The sequence below is a fragment of the Paenibacillus haidiansis genome, from assembly GCF_036553665.1.
In the GTDB taxonomy this organism is placed as follows: domain Bacteria; phylum Bacillota; class Bacilli; order Paenibacillales; family Paenibacillaceae; genus Fontibacillus; species Fontibacillus haidiansis.
This window is the reverse complement of the sequence record NZ_JAZHPZ010000011.1, coordinates 1-19,646: the sequence shown is the minus strand read 5'-3', so window position 1 is coordinate 19,646 and position 19,646 is coordinate 1. Positions and strand designations below refer to the sequence as shown.

Annotated in this window: 16 protein-coding genes; 4 read left to right on the top strand and 12 right to left on the bottom strand. The window is 53.6% G+C overall.

Annotated features, from left to right (window positions below):
* Position 1: 1 nt before the first annotated feature.
* A complete protein-coding gene (locus V3851_RS18870; RefSeq protein WP_331848113.1) occupies positions 2–541 on the top strand; it encodes a methylated-DNA--[protein]-cysteine S-methyltransferase in 540 nt (179 codons plus the stop codon).
* Here the strand turns inward: V3851_RS18870 and V3851_RS18865 are convergent.
* From V3851_RS18865 to V3851_RS18855, 3 genes are all read right to left on the bottom strand, one after another.
* A complete protein-coding gene (locus V3851_RS18865; protein WP_331848112.1) occupies positions 514–1,131 on the bottom strand; it encodes a DNA-3-methyladenine glycosylase family protein in 618 nt (205 codons plus the stop codon). The genes V3851_RS18870 and V3851_RS18865 overlap by 28 nt on opposite strands.
* A 324-nt stretch (positions 1,132–1,455) precedes the next feature.
* A complete protein-coding gene (locus tag V3851_RS18860) occupies positions 1,456–2,178 on the bottom strand; it encodes an NHL repeat-containing protein (RefSeq protein ID WP_331848111.1) in 723 nt (240 codons plus the stop codon).
* A gap of 18 nt (positions 2,179–2,196) precedes the next feature.
* On the bottom strand, positions 2,197–2,952 hold the full coding sequence (locus V3851_RS18855; RefSeq protein ID WP_331848110.1) for a MerR family transcriptional regulator: 756 nt from the start codon (positions 2,950–2,952) through the stop codon (positions 2,197–2,199).
* A 144-nt stretch (positions 2,953–3,096) separates the two neighbouring features.
* Between V3851_RS18855 and V3851_RS18850 the strand changes: the two genes are divergently transcribed.
* Positions 3,097–4,353, top strand: a complete 1,257-nt coding sequence (locus tag V3851_RS18850; RefSeq protein WP_331848109.1) for an MFS transporter — start codon at positions 3,097–3,099, stop codon at positions 4,351–4,353.
* On the opposite strand, the gene V3851_RS18845 is transcribed toward V3851_RS18850, so the two are convergent.
* The 4 genes from V3851_RS18845 to selD all read right to left on the bottom strand — a co-directional run bounded on the left by V3851_RS18845 (position 4,350) and on the right by selD (position 9,896).
* Positions 4,350–4,631, bottom strand: a complete 282-nt coding sequence (locus tag V3851_RS18845; protein WP_331848108.1) for a hypothetical protein — start codon at positions 4,629–4,631, stop codon at positions 4,350–4,352. The genes V3851_RS18850 and V3851_RS18845 overlap by 4 nt on opposite strands.
* 533 nt (positions 4,632–5,164) lie before the next feature.
* Positions 5,165–7,600, bottom strand: a complete 2,436-nt coding sequence (locus V3851_RS18840) for an S-layer homology domain-containing protein (RefSeq protein ID WP_331848107.1) — start codon at positions 7,598–7,600, stop codon at positions 5,165–5,167.
* A 164-nt stretch (positions 7,601–7,764) separates the two neighbouring features.
* Positions 7,765–8,826 (bottom strand): tRNA 2-selenouridine(34) synthase MnmH, encoded by a 1,062-nt coding sequence (gene mnmH / locus V3851_RS18835; RefSeq protein ID WP_331848106.1) that lies wholly within the window; start codon positions 8,824–8,826, stop codon positions 7,765–7,767.
* A 20-nt stretch (positions 8,827–8,846) separates the two neighbouring features.
* Positions 8,847–9,896, bottom strand: coding sequence for a selenide, water dikinase SelD (selD, locus tag V3851_RS18830; RefSeq protein WP_331848105.1), 1,050 nt, complete (start codon positions 9,894–9,896; stop codon positions 8,847–8,849).
* Positions 9,897–10,074: 178 nt separating this feature from the next.
* Here selD and V3851_RS18825 point away from each other — a divergent pair, with 178 nt between their 5' ends.
* Positions 10,075–11,145, top strand: a complete 1,071-nt coding sequence (locus V3851_RS18825; RefSeq protein ID WP_331848104.1) for a permease — start codon at positions 10,075–10,077, stop codon at positions 11,143–11,145.
* 51 nt (positions 11,146–11,196) lie between these two features.
* Here the strand turns inward: V3851_RS18825 and V3851_RS18820 are convergent, their stop codons facing one another.
* The 4 genes from V3851_RS18820 to V3851_RS18805 form a co-directional block, all read right to left on the bottom strand.
* Entirely contained in the window at positions 11,197–12,228 is a 1,032-nt protein-coding gene (locus V3851_RS18820; RefSeq protein ID WP_331848103.1) for a LacI family DNA-binding transcriptional regulator, read from the bottom strand.
* 164 nt (positions 12,229–12,392) lie between these two features.
* Positions 12,393–13,226: a carbohydrate ABC transporter permease gene (locus V3851_RS18815; RefSeq protein WP_331848102.1), complete on the bottom strand. Its 834-nt coding sequence runs from the start codon at positions 13,224–13,226 to the stop codon at positions 12,393–12,395.
* A complete protein-coding gene (locus V3851_RS18810; protein WP_331848245.1) occupies positions 13,226–14,086 on the bottom strand; it encodes a carbohydrate ABC transporter permease in 861 nt (286 codons plus the stop codon). Before V3851_RS18810 ends, V3851_RS18815 begins: the two co-directional genes overlap by 1 nt.
* Positions 14,087–14,149: 63 nt before the next feature.
* Positions 14,150–15,553 carry an ABC transporter substrate-binding protein gene (locus V3851_RS18805; RefSeq protein WP_331848101.1) on the bottom strand — a complete coding sequence of 468 codons (1,404 nt, stop codon included), beginning with the start codon at positions 15,551–15,553 and terminating at the stop codon, positions 14,150–14,152.
* 429 nt (positions 15,554–15,982) lie between these two features.
* On the opposite strand from V3851_RS18805, the gene V3851_RS18800 reads away from it, so the two are divergent.
* Positions 15,983–19,021, top strand: coding sequence for a S8 family serine peptidase (locus tag V3851_RS18800; protein ID WP_331848100.1), 3,039 nt, complete (start codon positions 15,983–15,985; stop codon positions 19,019–19,021).
* 107 nt (positions 19,022–19,128) lie between these two features.
* Here the strand turns inward: V3851_RS18800 and V3851_RS18795 are convergent, their stop codons facing one another.
* Positions 19,129–19,527 (bottom strand): IS3 family transposase, encoded by a 399-nt coding sequence (locus V3851_RS18795; protein ID WP_331845828.1) that lies wholly within the window; start codon positions 19,525–19,527, stop codon positions 19,129–19,131.
* Positions 19,528–19,646: the final 119 nt, after the last annotated feature.

Sequence of the window (19,646 nt, the reverse complement as noted above, 5' to 3'; positions counted from 1 at the left end):
TATGAAAAAAAGCACCCCTATCTACTGGATGCAATTGCAATTCGAAGATTGGAGCCTTTATCTCGCGGCGACGGAAAGCGGTCTCTGTTATGTCGGATCGCAAGGGGCGGATTATCAAGAATTGGCGGACTGGGCCGCCCGCCGCTTTCCCGGCAGCCCCTTATTAGAAAACCAAGGAAAGCTTCGCCCGTTCGCAGCGGAGCTGACGGCCTATTTGCGCGGCGAGATCACCTGCTTCTCCTTGCCGCTGGAGCTTGCGGGGACGCCGTTTCAACGGGCGGTATGGAACGCGTTATGCGCCATTCCCTACGGAGAGACGGCCTCTTATTCCGATATTGCGAAGCGGATCGGCAAGCCGGCCGCGGTGCGCGCCGTCGGCACGGCGATCGGCGCCAACCCCGTGCTGCTCGGCGTCCCCTGCCACCGGGTAATCGGCAAGAACGGCGCCCTTACCGGTTATCGCGGCGGCCTTGAGATGAAAACCCGTCTCCTTCAATTGGAACGGGATGCCGCTTATGCAAAGGAAATTTCCCATAAATAAATGGACGCCACCGAGCCGTACGGCGAGTACTTGAGCCGGTATTGATCGAATTCCCGCTTGGTAAGTGCGGGAAGCCCGTACAGCTTCATCATGCCGCGGCGGATCGCAATGTCTCCCCAGCTTACGACATCCGGCCGCTCCAGGCAATTCATCAGCATCATTTCCGCCGTCCACCGTCCGACTCCGGCAAGCCCGGTCAATTTGGCGATAACCTCGTCGTCGGGCAATTCCGCAATCCCGTCCAGCTTGAATTCGCCCGCGGCGATCTGCCGGGCGATATTGTGGATGCAGACAGCTTTTTTCATCGTCATGCCGCAGCTTTGGATGTCGTCGGCCGTCCCCGCCGCCAGCCGGGCCGGCGTAATTTCTCCGTATTTGTCCTGCATGCGGCTCCATATCGTCTTCACGGCTTTGATCGAAATCAATTGGCCGATGATGGCGTGAACCAGCGCGGAGAAGAGGTCGGGAATAATAACGCGCTCCACTCTTCCCAACCTTTTCATCGTTTCTCCCAGGATCGGGTCGGCCTGAATTAAATATTCGGTCTCCTTCCGACCGTAGTCAAAGCATTTTGTATACACGGCGCACATTCATACTACCTCCTTCGTACACCTACTATAGCTTATTCCCTATCGAGATGTACGGATTCGGGATTGAAAGAGCAAGATCGTGCAGCCGTTTTTTCATGTTCAACTCCGCTCCTTCTCCAATACGATCAAATCCCCGTCCCATTCGGGAATGTACAAACATCCGTTATAAGTAATCCAAGCCGCAAATGCAGTTCAGCTTCAGCTTGAACGGGTCCCGTTCCGCGGAATCGTTCCTCCCTTCGCGGTTCAGATGGTCCCCCGCTATGGTGGTGATTCTGTTGCCGCTGCGCTCAATCATCCGTATGACATGATTTTGGGTATCGCCTACAAATATATTTCCCGACTCATCGAGGGAAAGCGACCACAGCCCGTCAAAATGAGCTTCGGGACGGCTCCCGAATGCCGCGCCGAGCGCATCTCCCCATCGCCGGAATATCCGGACTCCCCGTTTCCGGCGATGCGGTCGATTTGCCCGGTGTGAATGTCGATTTTTTTCACGGAAAAGCCCGTACTGTCCAGCACATATATATGTCCGTTCGGACCGCGCCGCAAATCGTAGATCCACCCGAACCGGTCTTCGCCTTCGCCGAAAACTTTGAGAAGCCGGCCGGCGGGATCGAGCTTCCACACCCTGGAGCCGGTTATCTCGTTGATCCACAGGTTTCCATCCCCATCGTATTCGCAGTTTCCGATATCCTGCAGTCCAAGCTTCTCCGCATCAATGAACAGGTCGAGCGCCTCCTTGACCGGATCGAACCGGAACACTTTGCGGGTTCCCCCGGAAACGATCAGCGCCTCGCCCGCGGGAAGCCTGGTGACATAGGAGGGATTCATCATGTCGGCGGGATAATGCTTGCGGCTTTGCTCCGGCTCCTTCGGGCCGAGGGACCATTCGATTTCCTCCCCGTTCCATTTCGCCACCCAATGTTCATGATAATTCGCGAAGTACACATTTCCCTCCGGGTCATGAAATCCAAATTGGGCATATCCCTCCTGCCACAACCCCCCGGTTTCAAAATTTATGATTTTCTTTACGGACCATTTCATGAGCGAGCTCCTCCTTATTTACCCCTCATTCGCCTTTGCCAGCGATTCCGCGGCAGCGCTTAAATAATAAGCGAGACCGGTCTGTTGTCCTTCCAGCATGCCCCGGTGGAAATCGTCCTGCAGGAAAAAACGGGTCTGGGACGCAAAATCCGCGGGGGCTGCCGGATGATCGTGTTTATGCAGAAATTCCAGGTGCTTCAAAATCAGCGCCTTAACGGCTTCATCCTCATGGTTCAGCCCGCTTCTCAGGTTTTCCGCCATTGCGGCCATAAACGCCGCGGCCTCCGCCGCCTGTTCGTTCAGGTCCGCTACGTCGAGCTGTTCGTCTTCGAGCATATCTACCTGATAGGTTTCCCGAAGATATTGATTCTGATCTTGCAGTGCCTCCGTCCATTCCTCTTCCGTGGCGAAGCCATGGAACATCTCCTGCCGGTCCATCGTCTCCCCGTTCTCCAGGCAGGCGATCGATCGGTCGAGTGTACCGAGTATTTGCTCCATTCTTTGTTTTTCACGGGCTATCAGTTTCCTCTGCGCGATTAAAATATCTTTCCGATCCTGATTCCCCTCAAGCATCCGTTTGATTTGCTCCAGGGGAAAATCCAGCTCCCTGTACACGCAAATCTCCTGAAGCCGCTCCAGCTCCTTCGTTCCATACAGGCGGTAGCCCGATTCACTAATCCTGGACGGCTCCAGAAGACCGATTTTGTGATAGTGATGAAGCGTTTTGATGGATACATGGGCCAGCGAGGACACCTCTTTTACCGTAAGCAGCATGTCGCAGCACTCCTTTCGACATCAAGCTTAAACCCTCCCCCAAGGTAAGAGTCAAATTAAAAAAACGGCCGCTTTTGTCTTGACCCTCCCCTTAGGTCGGGGCTTAAGCTGAGGCGGAATCGAAAACGATTAGGAGGTTTAAGTATGTTGTCGTCCAATCCGCTCTTTCTTTTTCGCAGCCGCTATGTCCGCGCCATCTTTGTTTCCAGCCTGTTCTCCCAGCTTGGGATCTGGATTCGCAATTTTGCCGTTCTCTTGTATGTTGTGGCGGAAACGAACGGCGACGCGCTGGCCGTCTCGCTGATTTCCGTCGCCGAGTATGCTCCGATTTTTATATTCTCGTTTATCGGCGGAGTCTTCGCGGACCGCTGGCGCCCCAAAAGGACGATGCTCCTCTGCGAAGTATTAAGCGCGCTATCCATCCTGCCCGTCTTCGGGGCGCTTGAATCGGGATCTGAAGCCTGGGGAGTCGTAGTGCTCAGCGTCTTCGGCTCCTCGATCCTGTCCCAATTTGCCCAGCCTTCAGGGATGAAGTTATTTAAGCTGCATATGTCGGAAGAGGAAGCTCCCCTTTGCATGTCCCTGCTGCAAACCTTGTCTTCCGTATTCATGGTCGCGGGTCCGGTCGTCGGAACCTGGGTCTATCAACAGGTTGGCGTCCGGGCCGCTCTACTGATCGTCAGTGCGGCTTTCCTGTTGTCGGCGGCAGCGTTGGCGCGCATTCCGGCCGATGAGAGGAAGCCCCGAAAGGATGCGCCGCGGGAAGCAGCAGGCCGGCGAAGCTCTATTATGCAGGACATGAAAGACGGCTTCCGCTACGTCATCCGAAGCCGCAGCCTGCTGATGCTGTCCCTCTGCTTCGCGGTTATCGGCCTTGGCGTCGGCCTGATCACTCCGCTCGGCGTCTTTGTCGTCACGGAGAAGCTCGGCCTGCCCGCAGAGGGCCTGAAGTGGCTTAATATTCCGTACGGGCTGGGAGAAATCCTCGGCGGTATCGCCGCTTTCGGTCTGGCGGCCAAAATTCCGCCGCAGCGGCTGTTGATCATCGGCTTGATCTCCAATGCTTTGGGGATCGCACTGGTCGGCATGTCCTCCGCGCTTTGGCTGACGATGGCCGCCCAATTCTTCGTTGCACTGCTTCAGCCCGCAATCTTCATCGGGAACCAGACACTGGTCATGCAGCATACGGAGCCCGCCTACATCGGGCGGGTTACGGGCATCCGGTCACCGCTTATGACTGGCTCCATGCTGCTTATGATGAGCTTGTCCGGTGCGTTGAAACACGCGCTCCAGCTCGAAGCTCTTTACGGCATAGCGGGCTTTTGTTTCCTCGGCGGATTCCTTATGCTGATTCCCTTGCCGCAAAGCGGGAATCACCGGAGCGGAAGGCCGACTCGCTAAGTCATTGCAGATGGCTGTTTATGCCCTCCCCGGGACGGCCATATCCAACCGATAAATATGGTTAAGCCTACGAAGAAAGGATAGCAAACGGCCATAAGCAAGACGACGAATCCGGCGGCATAACTGCCGGCGTCGGCCGGGTGACGCCCGGGAAGCAAGAAGGCGGCGATTCTCAGCAAGGCGATCGTGTAAGGGAACCAGAGCAGCACCGCCCAGAATATCGAAGGCCTTCTTTTCATCCAGACATGAGTCAAGAACATGCCCAGGCAGGCCAGCATACAGGCAACCGCCCAAATCCCGGCCGATATCGCCTTGGCTTTCGCTTCATTATCGAAGCCGATCGTTTCCTGAATCCCGTAAGCATTTCAGGTATTTTTCGGCCGGGATCACGAACACGAGCGCATAAACCGCGCTGATGACGTTCAGTCTCCAGAAATGCTTCATTTTACCGCCTCCAGCCAATGAGAATATTAATCATGCCTCCAGCAAACGTACTGGTCTGAAGATGTACGAGCCTTCATTGGACTTTATCCAATGGAAGCCCTTCGCGCGAACATAGCCGGAAAGCTTCATTGGATCAAATCCAATGAATGGACCGCAAAAAACGTTCCGCCGCGAATTTCAGTCAATCTTGATTGGATTTTATCCAATCACCTCCATGAAGAGGACCTTCGACGCTACCCGTTGGAAATTTTCCAATGTAGAAGGCGCCGTACCATAAAGAGTGGAGCCGCCCCTACTGCACTGCAAACCATGCATAGGGGCGGCTCCAGGCTCCTGCGGCATTCCAAGCAGCTTAGCCGCTAACCGGTCACATGCTGATCGGTTGATCTATTCTGCCTTGCAGCTTGACGAGATTCATGATCACCGCGGCGGCCTCAGCCTTGGTCACATGGCCTTTTGGATTGAACTGGCCGTTTTGGCCTTTTAACAATCCGAGCTTGACGGCAAGAGCCACTTCGCCTTTGCTGCCGATCGACGATTTGTCGCCGAATTGGCTGAGGCTCTGATCCTCGGTCAGGAACGCGGCGAATTTGTCATATTTAACGATCGAGGCCAGCATGACGGCAAGCTGCTCCCTCGTCAGCTCGGCATCCATGTTCAGGGTGCCGCCGCGGTCAATCCAATCCCGTTCGGCGGCAAATTTTACTGCGTCATAATACAGACTTTCCGGCTCTACCCCCGCAATGGATTTTGGCTCCTCCATACCGTAATAACCGCCGTAATCTTTGTAATAGCGGGTCACGGATGCAGCCATCATGGTGAGCCATTCGCCGACCGTGATCTCCGCGTCCGGCTTCACTTGCCCGCTCTCATCCGGAGTTATAACTCCGAACTCGATCAACGCGGACAATTCCTGTTCCGCCCAGTGGCCTTTAATATCCGAAGGCAGCGCATCAGTGGAGCTTGTATTGCTGTTCCCATATACGGTCGACCATTGACCGGATACGGCATTCAGCACTTTGTAATCCTCCCCCGGATCCTTGGTTTTCAGCGTATAGGCGAGCCGGATTTGCTGCTTCACATAAGTATTATCCACATAGTGCCCCCCGGTGCTGCTATACTGCAGCTCCACCGTATATTTATCCAAATAAGCTTGCGCCGCTTCTTCCTTGCTCAATTTGGCGTCGGAAGGTAAAATCGCAATTCCGTCGATCCCTGGATTGCGGCCGACACTGTAATTTTGCAGCCTTCCGTATAGATCAAAAGAAACCGATACTTGCGCATTGCTTAACGGGATGCCGTTGAAGAAACGGACGAATGTATACTTGTATCCCGCCCCGCTTATCGTATAGGGAGTGCTCCCTTCCTGCTCGACCAGCCTGTAATCCCGGCTTGCATTCGGGGTCAGCAGGTTCAAAAATTCATAGGCTTTTTGTTTGGCGGTTTCCGGCGTAAGCTTGACGGCCCCTGCCGGCGGGGCCGGCGTTTCCTGCTGTCCGTCCTGTACGTATTGCTCCAAGGAGAACTCCAGGATTTCTCCGGTCCGCGCATCCACCTCTGCCACAGTTTGCGAAGGGAACACCGCGCTGGTGGAATTGCTTCCATCTCCTTCCCAATATAGCCGCCATACCTTCCGACCCGGGTCCGAATAGTCCGTATTCAATGTAGAATAGCTCAGTTTTCGGCCGTCCGGAAAGTCGACTGTTGCTTGCACCAGCGCTACCGCTTCCTCGGCGGTCATTTCCGCTTGGACGGTCCGGGGCTGGAACCGTTTGGCCGTTGCCGGTACTTCCGTATATACGGGCGGACTCGTCACCACATCCTCTCCCTGATAGCTGAACCGTTTACCGGTATGGGCATCGATCGGATAAGTCGCGGCTTCCGCGGGGCGGTAGCCCAGGATCCAGCGGGTTAATTCGCCGTCTTTATATAAAGGTATATAGTTCAATTCCAGACTCAGCTCATCCGCAAAAATCTTCAAAGCTTCCGATTGGGAAATCGAAGGTACGGCCGACGGATAAACGTAATGCTCCAGCGTTTTGGAGAAGTGTACCGTATTTCCGTTTCCATCGATCGAAACATTGACATAATCCGCCGTAGGAATTCCGCTCTTCATCACTTGGAAGTAGAACCCGTATTGGACCGGTCCGAACAACGATTCCCCAGTCGAGCCGAAATAATTAACGTCCTGCTCTTTCAAATCCTGAAGCGAAATCGAAGGCGCCGCTTCGGATATAAACGCTTTGGCCGCTTCCAGCGCCTGCTCTCTGGTCAGCTTGGGAGGATAATAAGCCTGATCCGCAACATCGGGAAGATTCAAATATGCGTTGATTAAATCCCCGTTCATCGCATCGACCTGGGTCGTAAATCCGTATACGGTGTTATCTTTCTCATACCGCCACTGGATGTCCCAGATCATTTGATTTTCCGGCTGCGGGTAAGTATTGTTTATTCCCAGATCGACGCGTTCGGCGGAGGCGGTATCCTTCAGCACCGGAAATAACTCCTTCACCTTCTCCACAGCCTGCTCTTTGGAAAATTGGGCAAGCGCGGGGTCCGGCGCGACCGCCCCCGGCATCGGAATTTCACCCGCCGCGATCTTTAATTTCGTCTCTTCGGACAGGGAGTCAAGCGGAACGCTAAGCACGCCGGAAGCCTCGCCGGTTCCCGATGAAACGTTGACGGTAACCGAATCCGACTCGGCCCCCGCCCAACCGGAGGGAGCCCATACCGAAACCGCTACCAGACCGGTGCAGGCGACTTGGGTAATCCGCCGAAGTGAGCGTAATTTCTTTTTTTGCATTTTTCATCCCAACCTTTCCATTAAAGCTTCAAGCTCGACATTCTTCCATTCTAAAGTGTTTTTCGCTTCGCATCCATAATTATCCTGTATTTTTCCAAATAAAAAAAAGAGAACCGGCTAGCCCGCTTAAAAAGCCAAGCCTCCGGTTCCCATTCAAAATGTTATTATACGCCGCGTCCCGCTTGTCCCGCCGATTCCCCAGTCTTCGGCAGCAATCGTTCGACGGCCCGTACCGCTTCCTCCACGGAATCGGCGGCAATCGTCATAAACTCCGCCTCCGGATATTGCTCCTCGCTATAGGTATATCGAGGATCGTAATAATAGAGCAGCAGCAGTTCCACCGCCCGGTCGTATTGTCCGTTTCTCAGACAATCTCCAATTTCCACGGCGATCGGCCGATGAATCCGCTCCTCGATACGCTCGAACGCCTTGATACAAGCTCCCGGGTTTTCCCATGGCCGGTAGTCTTCCAGAATCGTCCGCACTCGCGCTTCGACAGGCAGTTCCACCCGGATATGGGTTCCCTTCTCTTTCTTGTCCAATACGAGCTCGGGAATGACGACTTTTCCGATCCGTTTGCTTTCCGCCTCCATAAGGACATAGGGAGTTTCCCGATACCGCAGCAGCTCGTTAAGCAGCAGGGCGTCGAACGTTTTCTGATTGTGGGCGCGCAGCCCGATTTCTCCGAATACCGATCCGCGGTGCCCGGCCATGCCTTCCAGATCGAGCACCGGGTACCCCTGCTCCTGGAGCGCCCGGAGAATGGCGGTCTTGCCGCTGCCCGTATGCCCGTGAATGACATAGGCGGGCGGGGCGAACGGCATGCTTTCCAGCATGCCGACCACCCATTGCCGGTAGGCCCGGTAGCCGCCGGTCAGCCGGCAGGAATGAATATTCATCAGCGAAAGCAGCGTCGCCGTCGTTCGGCTGCGCATCCCGCCGCGCCAGCAGAAAACCACCTTGTTCTCGGGGAGCGCCTGAAACTGCTTCATGAGCGCCGGCAGCTTGGCCGAGATAATTTCAAGGCCGCGCTCCTTGGCGGCATCGACGCTGGTCTGTTTATACAACGTGCCGACCTCCGCCCGCTCCCGATCGTCAAAGAACGGAATGTTGATGCTTCCCGGGATGGTTGCGGACGCATATTCGGAAGGGGAGCGTACATCGATCAGCACCATTTCCCCTTTTTTGTTGTCCTGTAATTCCTCAACGCTTATATCCTGAAACATGATGTTTGAACTCCTTTAATCTATTCGACAACGATCCGGCCGGGATGATCGCCGGTGACTTCCCCGATCAGGCTCGCCTCTACTCCGGCTTGAATCAGCGCAGCAAGCAGCTTATCGGCTTGATCGCCGTCAACCGAAATAAGCAGGCCGCCAGAGGTCACGGCATCGCACAGAATCCAGCGGCCGATCTGATCCAGCTCCGCCGGAAAATCGATATCCGCCTCCACATGCGCGAAATTGTTCTTCGTTCCGCCCGGAACGAAGCCTTGCTCGGCAAGTTCCCGGACGCGCGGCAGCACCGGCACATCGCCATGTTTGATCCGGATGCCCGTGCCGCTTCCTTTGGCCATTTCCAGCGCATGGCCCATCAGGCCGAAGCCGGTCACGTCCGTGCAGGCATGCACGTCGTACGGCTCCATCGTTTCTGCGGCCGCTTTGTTCAAGGTCGCCATTACGCGGGTGACCCGTTCGGTCTCTTCTGGGGTCAGCGCATCCTTCTTGATCGAGGTCGTCATAATGCCGACGCCGATCGGTTTGGTCAGGATCAGCTTGTCGCCCGGCTTCGCCCCGGCGTTCGTTCTTACTTTATCGGGATGCACCAGACCGGTCACCGCGAGCCCGAATTTCGGCTCCTTGTCGTCGATCGAGTGCCCGCCGACCAGCGTGGCGCCGGCCTCCCGGACTTTATCCGCCGCCCCGCGCAAAATGTCCGCGAGCACGCTTTTATCCAATGTGGAAATCGGAAAAGCTACGATATTGAGCACCGTCAGCGGTTTACCGCCCATAGCGTAGATGTCGCTGATCGCATTTGCCGCCGCGATTTGCCCGAATGAATACGGGTCGTCCACGATCGGCGTAAAGAAATCGACCGTCTGCACCAGCGCCAAATCGTCGCTGAGCCGGTACACGCCGGCGTCGTCGCTCGTATCCAGCCCTACAAGCAGGTCGGGATTCGGCTCCGACTTGGGCAAATTTCGGATTACCTGCATCAAATCGGCCGGGCCGATCTTGCAGCCGCAGCCTCCTTTACTCGATAAAGCGGTTAGTTTGACGGAATCCGCCGTTGCCATATATGAATCACATTCCTTCCGTGAAAATATAAAATCGGTAAAACGATGGAACGAGGTATGCTCCACTCTAAATCGTACTCCAACCGGACCAAATCTGGCAAATCGGTTGAGTTCGGCAAGCTTTGAATATGTTATACTATTAATCGTGTGTTTAAATCTCATTATCGGAGGAAGGCCCATGACCGCATCAACCAAAACCAACCCTCTCAACCCGCATCCCTCTGGCAGGGTTAGAACTATAGTATTCGTCGTCTTATTTGTCATCATTGCCATCGCGGGATTAAGTTATGTCAAATGGTGGCCCTATTATGAAAAAGCGTTCAAAGCCGCGACCAGCCATTCCATCGGCTCGTCCATTCTCGGCTCCGAGGTGTCGGCCGCTCCTTCCTGGGGCGCCGCGGTCGATTATGCGATAGCTTATTTCAAATCCGTGTGGAAGGCCGCCGTGCTGGGCATCCTGCTCGGTTCGCTCGTACAGGTGCTGCTGCCCGCCAAATGGCTGTACAAAGCGCTGGGGAAAGCGAACTTCAAAAGCACGCTGCTGGGCGGCGTCGTTTCGCTGCCGGGCATGATGTGCTCCTGCTGCGCCGCCCCGGTCGCCTGCGGCCTGCGGCGCAGAAACGCGTCGGTCGGCGCGAGCCTGGCCTTCTGGATCGGCAACCCGGTGCTGAATCCCGCCACGCTCATCTTCATGACCTTCGTGCTGTCCTGGAAGTTTACCCTGCTCCGCATCGTGTTCGGGCTGATCCTCACCTTCGGCATCAGCTATCTCGCCAACCGTTTCGCGGACAATAAACAGCAGCATTCGGCCATACCCGAACCGGAATTGCCGGCAACCGGCGGCGAAGAGCGAGGCTCCTTCTGGATGCGCTGGCTCAAAAGCCTCGGCGTCATGATTCTGAACGTCGTCCCGGCCTACGTCATTTCCGTGCTGCTGCTCGGCGCCTTCCAGCATACGCTGTTTCCGGTGACGCTGGAGAGCGGCATCGCCGCCATCGTCATCTTCGCCATCGTCGGTACGCTGTTCGTTATCCCGACCGCGGCGGAGATTCCGATCATCCAGTCCTTCACCGCGCTGGGGCTCGGAGCCGGACCGGCGGCCGCGCTGCTGCTCACGCTGCCGACCGTCAGCCTCCCGTCCCTGCTGATGGTCGCCCGCTCCTTCCCGCGGAAAAGCCTGCTGTTCGTGTTCGTTTCCGTGGTGGTGATCGGAATTTTGGGCGGCATTGCCGGAGCGCTTTTCCTCTAAATAAAATGATAAAACCCGGCCCGCAGAACAACTGCGAAGCCGGGTTTTGTACTATTGTTTCCCGGTGGTGGATTCCCGGATCATCAATTCCGCCGGGAATGTCTTATGCGCGTGGGTGATCTTTTTGTTGATCAGGTCAAACAAGATTTTGATCGTTTCTTCCGCGATTTCTTCCACCGGCTGGCGGATCGTCGTAATGGAAGGATTATAGTAGTAAGCGATATCAAGTCCGTCGAAGCCGGCAACGGAATAATCCCCGGGCACCGACTTCCCGCTTTCGAATATCGCCTTGCAGGCGCCGACCGCCAAACTGTCGGAGACGGCGAACAGCGCCGAAAATTCTTCCCCCGATTCGAGCAGTTCCTTGGTAACGACATAGCCGTTTTCCATGGAATAGCTTTCGATATTTTCCTTCATGCTGTACACCAGCTTCTCATTCAGCCCGATCCCGTGATCCGCAAGCGCCTGCTTGTAGCCTTCATATCTCAGCTTGCCGATGCTGACATCATCCATGGAAGCGGTGATGATCGCGATTTTCCGGTGGCCCAGATTGCATAAGTAATCTACCATTTTATAGCTTTCTTTATAGTCGTCGACGGATACGGAGGAATACTCCTGCGGGTCATAATCCGGCGTCATCCCGATCGTGCTGAGGACGAACGGCACCGTGAGCTGATCCAGCTTCTCCTTGGAATGCGAAAAATAACCCCCGAGAAATACGATTCCTTTCAGGCGCTTTTCCTTCTCCAATTCTATCGCGACTTCGATTTCATCCTGATTCTCGTCCACCCGCTGCAGAATGAACGAGTATTTCTTGCGTTGAATCTCTTTTTCGAATACTTGGATCATCCGGTTGAAAAATGGATTCGTAATCCCTTTGATCAGGACGGCGATCGTTTTGGAAGCGGACCGCTTCAAATTTCTGGCACTGTTGTTCGGAACATAGTGGTTTTCCTTGATCACCTGCATAATCATCGCTTTCGTCTCTTCGCTGATATCGGGATGATTATTGATCGCCCGGGAAACCGTAGTCACGCCAACCCCGCACATTCTAGCAATATCAATAATTGTAATTGAAGCCATATCCGATCTTCCCTTACATCGTAATCTCAAGCTTACTACTAGAAAATATAGCAATTAAAGGTCCGGAAAACAAGCGGGGGCGAAGAAGCGGGGGCCCGCGAAGCAGAGTCCGCGGCGGTAAACCCCGTCACCCGCTTCCGTGCGCCCGTAAGGAGGCCTGCGAATTAGCCTTTGACGGCTCCGGCTACGACACCTTCAATAATATATTTTTGGCATAGCAGATAGAAAATGATGATCGGCAGGATCGCCAGGACGAGCATCGCCATCATAGCCCCCATGTCGATGGAGCCGTAACCGCCCTTCAAGTATTGAACGGCGATCGGGATCGTACGATACTCGGTTCCGATGACCAGCAGCGGAAGCAAATAGTCGTTCCAGATCCACATGACATTGAGAATGGCTACGGTAATCGCGATCGGCTTCAAAATCGGCAGAACGACGCGGAAGAACGATTGAACCGGGTTGCAGCCGTCGATCAGGTCGGCTTCCTCGATTTCCAGCGGAATTGATTTGACGAAGCCGCTGAACAGGAACACCGACAGTCCGGCGCCGAAGCCCAAATAGATCAGGATTATGCCGAGCGGATTGTCCAGATGCAGTATGTTGGCCGTTTTCGTCATTGTGAACATAACCATCTGGAACGGAACGATCATCGAAAAGACGAAAATATAATAAAGCAGCCTGGTAAACGTCGACTTCACTCTCGTAATATACCAGGCCGTCATCGCCGTCAGCAGGACGATCACCGCCACGGAACAAACCGTAATAAACAAGGACATGCCGAAGGCGTTGAAGAATCCGGTTTTGGCCACGCCTTCCGTATAGTTTTTGAATCCGATAAACGTTTGGCCGTCGGGAAAATAGAACGGCGTATCGCTGATGAAAAACTTTCCTTTAAAAGAGTTCATCAGCACGATCAGGATCGGTGATAGGAACAGCACCGCAAGAACCAGCAATACAACAAACAGGACAGCATCTCTTCCTCTTGTTTTTTGCATCAGTTCTCAACCTCCCTTCTTCTCGTTGCCGCAAGCTGAATCAGCGCAATCAGGGCCACCAGCACGAAGAAGACGACCGCCTTCGCCTGGCCTACGCCTTCATAACCGACGCTGCCGTAAAATGTATTGTAAATATCCAGCGCCAGCATCGAGGTTTCCTTCGACGGTGCCCCGGCCGTTAGCGCGAGGTTCTGGTCGAACAGCTTGAACGAGTTGGACAAGGTTAAGAACAAGCAGATGGTAATCGAAGGCATGACCAGCGGAATCGTTACATTCCTCAATATACCGAAACGGGTACATCCGTCGATTTTGGCCGCTTCAATCACGTCTTTCGAGACGTTTTGAATGCCGGCGATATAGATGATCATCATATACCCGATTAATTGCCAATTCATCAGAATGATAAGTCCCCAAAAACCGTATTTGGCGCTGACCGTCAAGGTAACCTCAAATTTCATCAGCACCCCGTTGAGAATAAGCTGCCAAATGTAACCGAGCACGATCCCGCCGATCAGGTTCGGCATAAAGAAGATCGTCCGGAACAGATTCGTCCCCTTCTTGCCGCGGGTCAGCATGAGCGCCAGAAGGAACGCAAATACATTGACCGTAATAACGGCCACCACGGTAAATTGAAGCGTGAACCATAACGCATTCAGAAAGTCTTTATTGGAGAAGGCTTTGACATAGTTGCCGAAACCGATCCATTTGGCATCGGTAACCGTAGTAAACTCCGTGAAAGATAAATACACGCCTAATAGAAACGGAATGATGAAGATCACCGTGAACACCAGAATCGTCGGTAACGCAAACAGGGCGAAGTATTTTTTTATCGATTTAGTCAGAAAAATCCCTCCACTCACCGGCAAGTAAATATATGCCGCGGCGGACCTTCACAGTACGCCGCGGCAATAGAGAGTACCCGATTATTTAGCTCTTTCGGCTTTCCAGGTATCCTTGAAGATGGTAACAACCTCATCCCAGGTTTTGTTGCCCTGGGCATATTGCAGCAAGGCATCGCCGAACACGTTCTTGAATTCTTCGCTCGGGAAGGCGGCGAAGGTCCAGGCTACCGAGGTGATGCCGTCTTTTTCCATCCAGTTCGTGACTTCTTTGGCCAGCGGATCGGCCGGCTTCTCGTTATCGTTGAACGTATTGAACGGTGCGATGAAACCGAGGTCATTCGTTACGTAAGCTTTGCCTTTGTCGCTGGAGAACAGCCATTCCAGGAAGGCGATTGAAGCTTGTTGTTTCTCCGGCGAAACTTTGCTGTTGATCGCGAGATAGTTTTCCGTACCGATTGCGAGGCCTTGGCTTTCTTCGCCGGATACGCCCGTGTAAATCGGCAGGAACTTGATGTCTTCGGCTTTTACGACGTTCCCGTCCACTTCGTTGATTTGCGACCAGGCCCAGTTGCCGTTTTGCACCATTGCCGCTTGACCGAGCGCGAATTCGGCCATGGAATCCGTTACCGATTTGCTGCCGAGCAGCCCGCCCTTGGTAACCGAATTATTGATATACAGGTCGAAAATATTTTTGAAGTTTTGGTTGTATTTGAATTCCACTTCGTTCGAAGCCAAACCGGCCAAAACAGTGTTGTCATATTCCGTGTTATCTTTGAATTCATAATAGAGCGGCATGTTTGCCAGGTGCGTTTGCCATCTCCATTGCTCGCCCGCGGCCAGCGACGTGGAGGCGAATACGCCTTTGATCCCGAGTTGGTCTTTCTTCGCGGTCATATCTTCTACAACCGCTTTCAAGGTATCAAAGTTTTTGACTTCTTCCATTGACGATACCGAGACGGCCTTATCCGCCAAGGCAAAATATTTCTTCATAATCGCGTCATTATAAATAATTCCATAACCTTCTACGACATAAGGAATCCCATAAACGCCGCCTTCGCTGGTCACCGCCAGGCTTTGGTCGGATAAATAGCTGTAAAGCTTCGTATCTTTCAGATTAAGCGAGTAATCCTTCCAATTCTGATAACCTACGGGGCCGTTGATTTGGAAAATCGTCGGAGCCTCGGACTTGGCGATTTCGGATTTCAGCGTCGTTTCATAGGTTCCCGCTGCGGCGGTCACCACTTTCACCTTCACGCCGGTTTCCGCTTCGTAATCCTTCGCAATTTTTTCATAAACTTCAGCGATTTCCGGCTTGAAGTTGAGAAAATAAATTTCTTCCGCCTTTGCCGTCGCCGGAGCGTTTCCTCCGCCGTTCGCCCCCGAGTTATCCGTGGCGGCTCCCTCGTTTTTGTTGCCGCAGCCCGCGGCAAGTCCGGCAAACAGCGTCAATGCCAGCGTCAGACCCAACAGCTTTTTGATTTTCATGTGCGTTCCCCCTCAAATTAGTTCTTATGACATAAGAATGAATGCGCTTCCGAAAATATTGATCCAAGCTCCGGTTTCGTTATCGGTAACGATTCCGAAAACCTTGTCGGCATCCTTTTCGGTAACGTTTTCAATCACAACGTCATAGTAGCATACGATTCCATATTCAGGCAATACATTTTAAAAAATATAATGCAACCGCTTTATTTTTTCTTCCTTAATCTTAATGCTGCCCGGTTGATAGGTGGACTAATATTAAGGTATAGGCATAAATAGGAAAATATACCTATTCTATCTCCAAAACTATTTCTTTATAATCCCAATTAATCATAGATATTCCATATGGTTAAGAGTAATATTTAATTATTATCTTTGCTTTGCACCTATGAATCTACCAAAACCAAATATGATCTGATGGAGGAGATGTCGTTGAGAGGTCGAACACTATTTCGCAAACTACCTGTCCTTACTCTGGCCGTTGGTTTAGTTGCAGGTGCCCTGCCCGGCTTTGCCGGCGCCGCGAGCCCCGATCCATTCTCGCCCCCCGGTCGAAGCATCGAGTCATTGGAAAACAGCCTCTTATTGAATGCCGATCGGATTACCGATGCCGTTCAGGCCGCCAGTGCCGATCAGATCGATGAACCGCTCATTTCACCCCGGATTAATACGAAATCAACCCGCAATGTCCGCGTCATCGTCCAATTGGAAGGTGAACCCGCCGCTGTAGGAAAATATGCCGAACAAATCGGCGACACCGACTTGGCGGCAGAAGCCAGCGAAACCTCCGTGAAGCAGGAGCAAAAATCGTTCCTTGCGCAAGCCTCGAAGCAAGGTATCGACCTGAAGGTCAATTACCAGTACAACACGGTGCTGAACGGTTTTGAAGTTACCATCCCTGCGGACCAAATCCCTGAACTCGCCGCGATTCCCGGTATCAAATCCATCCAAGAAAACAGCACCTGGTACCCGGTCCCGATTGAAACTACCTCCATCGACAGCTCTGATATAAACTATGAAATCAACCCGATCCGGCAAATCGGCGCGGACGCGGCCTGGGCCGAAAAATTGACCGGCAAAGGCCTCAAAGTCGGCGTTATCGACACCGGGGTCGACTACTATCATCCCGATATCAAGGACGCTTACAAAGGCGGTTATGACTCCTTCTATCAAGATAACGACCCCTATGAAGAACCGAGCCTGACTCCGGAAGAGGACGAATACGGCACAGGCTTCGCCGGCACCTCGCACGGCACCCATGTCGCCGGGACGATCGTCGGCCGGGCCGCCAATACGGAGAGCGAGATCGTACAAAAAGGCGTCGCCTATGAGGCCGATCTTTACGCCTATAAAGTGCTTGGCCGAAACCCCGACAATCCCGACAAAGCCTCCGGTTCCTCCGCGCAAGTGATCGATGGGATCGAGCGTGCGGTCAAAGACGGCATGGATGTGATCAATCTGTCCCTGGGCTCCGACACGGAGAAGGATGTCAATTCGCCCGATGCCATCGCCATCAATAATGCGGTGTTGTCCGGCGTTGTCGCCGTCATCGCCAACGGGAACGCCGGGCCCGGTTATTATACGCTCGGTTCTCCGGCAACATCGCAGCTGGCGATAGCCGTAGGCGCGGTCGACAGCGACAGCTTGCATTACTCCGGCTCGTTCGAGCCCGAGTTCGTGGACGCTTCCTCCGTGACCACGGCCACTTATGCCACTTACGATTTCAACGTGATGGGCTGGGAAACGTTGAACGACGATTTCACGAACATCTTCGGCACCGATCCGCAGGAAGTCGTGTATGCCGGACTTGGAGGCCCATCCGATTATGATGGACTGGACGTCGACGGCAAAATCGTCCTGGTCTCCCGCGGCAACTACGCCTTCGTGGACAAAGTCGCCGTTGCCAAAGCCAACGGCGCGAAGGCGATCCTGATTTTCAACGGCAGAGCGAACGGCACGGAAGCCGATTTAAGCGAGGATATTCCGTCCGCCTATGACGGACATATCAACGTCAGCCTCGGCGACAGCTTTACGTTTATTCCGGCGCTGGATTTGAAAGGCACCGACGGGCGGGCGCTGGCCAGAGCCCTCTTGGACAACCCCGAATTGAAGCTGCAAATCAGCTTCGATTCCGAGTATGACCGCGAGGAAGTCGACGGCGACCTGCTGGCAAGCTTTAGTTCCTGGGGGCCGAACGCCGACCCGGATCTCAGCATTAAACCGGATATCATGGCTCCGGGCTACAACGTCATCTCCAGCGTTCCGGCTTACGGCAAAGTCAAAGAAGACGCTTCGTACGAGAAGGCCTACGAGCGGAGCAGCGGTACAAGCATGGCCGCGCCGCATATTGCCGGCCTTGCCCTGCTGCTGAAGCAGCAGCATCCGAAATGGACTCCGGCCGATATCCGCGCCGCGCTGGCCAACACGGCCGATGTGCTGAGCGATGAGAACGGCGAGCCTTACGATGTGTACCAGCAAGGCGCCGGACGCGCCAATGTCGCCGAAGCGATCGAAACGCCGGCCCTTCTTCAGGCGGTCGAACCGATTCAAATTCTGAATCCCAATTACAAATTGATCAATGTTACGAACTACAATTCGTCGGCCAGCTTTGGGGTCTTGCCGGCGGGGTCTAAATCGACCAAAACGCTGCAGCTTAAGAACACGTCGAAACGGACGGTGAACTACAAGGCCGAAGTCGAATGGCACGGCGACCACGCCGGCGTCGACGCCCGCCTCAAAAACACCTCGATAAGCGCCAAGGCCGGGAAAACGTCCAAATTCGACTTAACCTTGAATGTGGGCAAAGGAGCGGAAGGCGGCTTCTATGAAGGGCAGGTCAACCTGACCAGCCCGGGCTACCCGGAACTTCACCTGCCGTTTGTCGTTTATGTCGGGGATGAGCTGCCGGTGAACGGCTTCGGCGTTCAGGAATTTCAATTGACCAATTCGACCGTCTATCCGAACCGCAACAAGCAAAATACGACCGACCTGTCTTTCAGACTGACGGCGGAAAATGCCAACTATATCGAAATCGACCTCCTCAATCTGGAAGATGAAACGATCGGGCTCCTCGGCAATTTTATTACCGATACCGCAAGCGACTTCTTTGAACCCGGGGTATTTAATATCGAAGGGATCAGCAATGAATATTATCCTTATGATGAAGACGGCTATCTGATCGTCGACGAAAACGGCGTGCCCGTTACAAGTTATCTGGAGGAAGGCAGCTACAAAATTGTGGTTTATGCCGCCCAGTTGAACGAATACGGCGGAATCGCCCTGGACGAATACGGAAACCCCATTATTTATAGCGGAATCATCTCTTATAAGGTGGACCTGTCCAAGTCGCCGGGTGGCGGCAAGCCCGGTAGCGGGAAGCCGGACCATGGGAAACCGGGGAAACCGGGTAACGGCAAACCGGATAACGGCAAACCCGGCGGCGGGAAGCCGGGAGGCGGCAAAAAGCCGTGATGCCGGACAGCCGGAGTAAACTTTAGCTAAAGAGGCCGCCCGTCAGTAGGTTGCAACTACTGTGAACTGCACCCCGTCAAGTAGACAGTGTAAAAAATAAAAATCATCTATGCGGCCTTGGTCCTGAATTCCATCGGACTGAGGCCGTTTAGTTTTCTCTGTAATCGTTCGTAATTGTAGAAGTGGATATAGTCCTCAATGTCTTTCTTTAACTGTTCAAAAGTTCGGTAGGTATGCAAATAATATTTCTCGCATTTTAGCGTCCCCCAGAAAGACTCCATCGGTCCATTGTCGATGCAACGACCAACTCGAGACATGCTCTGTTTCATGTCGGCGTTATCCAACATCTCTTTAAAGCTTATCGACGTATATTGGTAACCTCTGTCGCTATGAAGCATGGGCGTACTGCCTGACGCAGCTTCCTGCGCCAGCTCCAGAGTTCTTGCATAGAAGCTGTATGCTGAGCGACTCTGCCTGTTGCACGGCTTGTATTTCGAGATAGACATTCTCCTGTCGATGCTGGCTTAGCGTCGCCTCCTTTGGAACTCCTGTAACTTTTTTAAGAAGGCATTCTCCGCTCGCAGCCGCTCAACTTCGTACTCCAACTTCTTCATGGCTAGCTTTT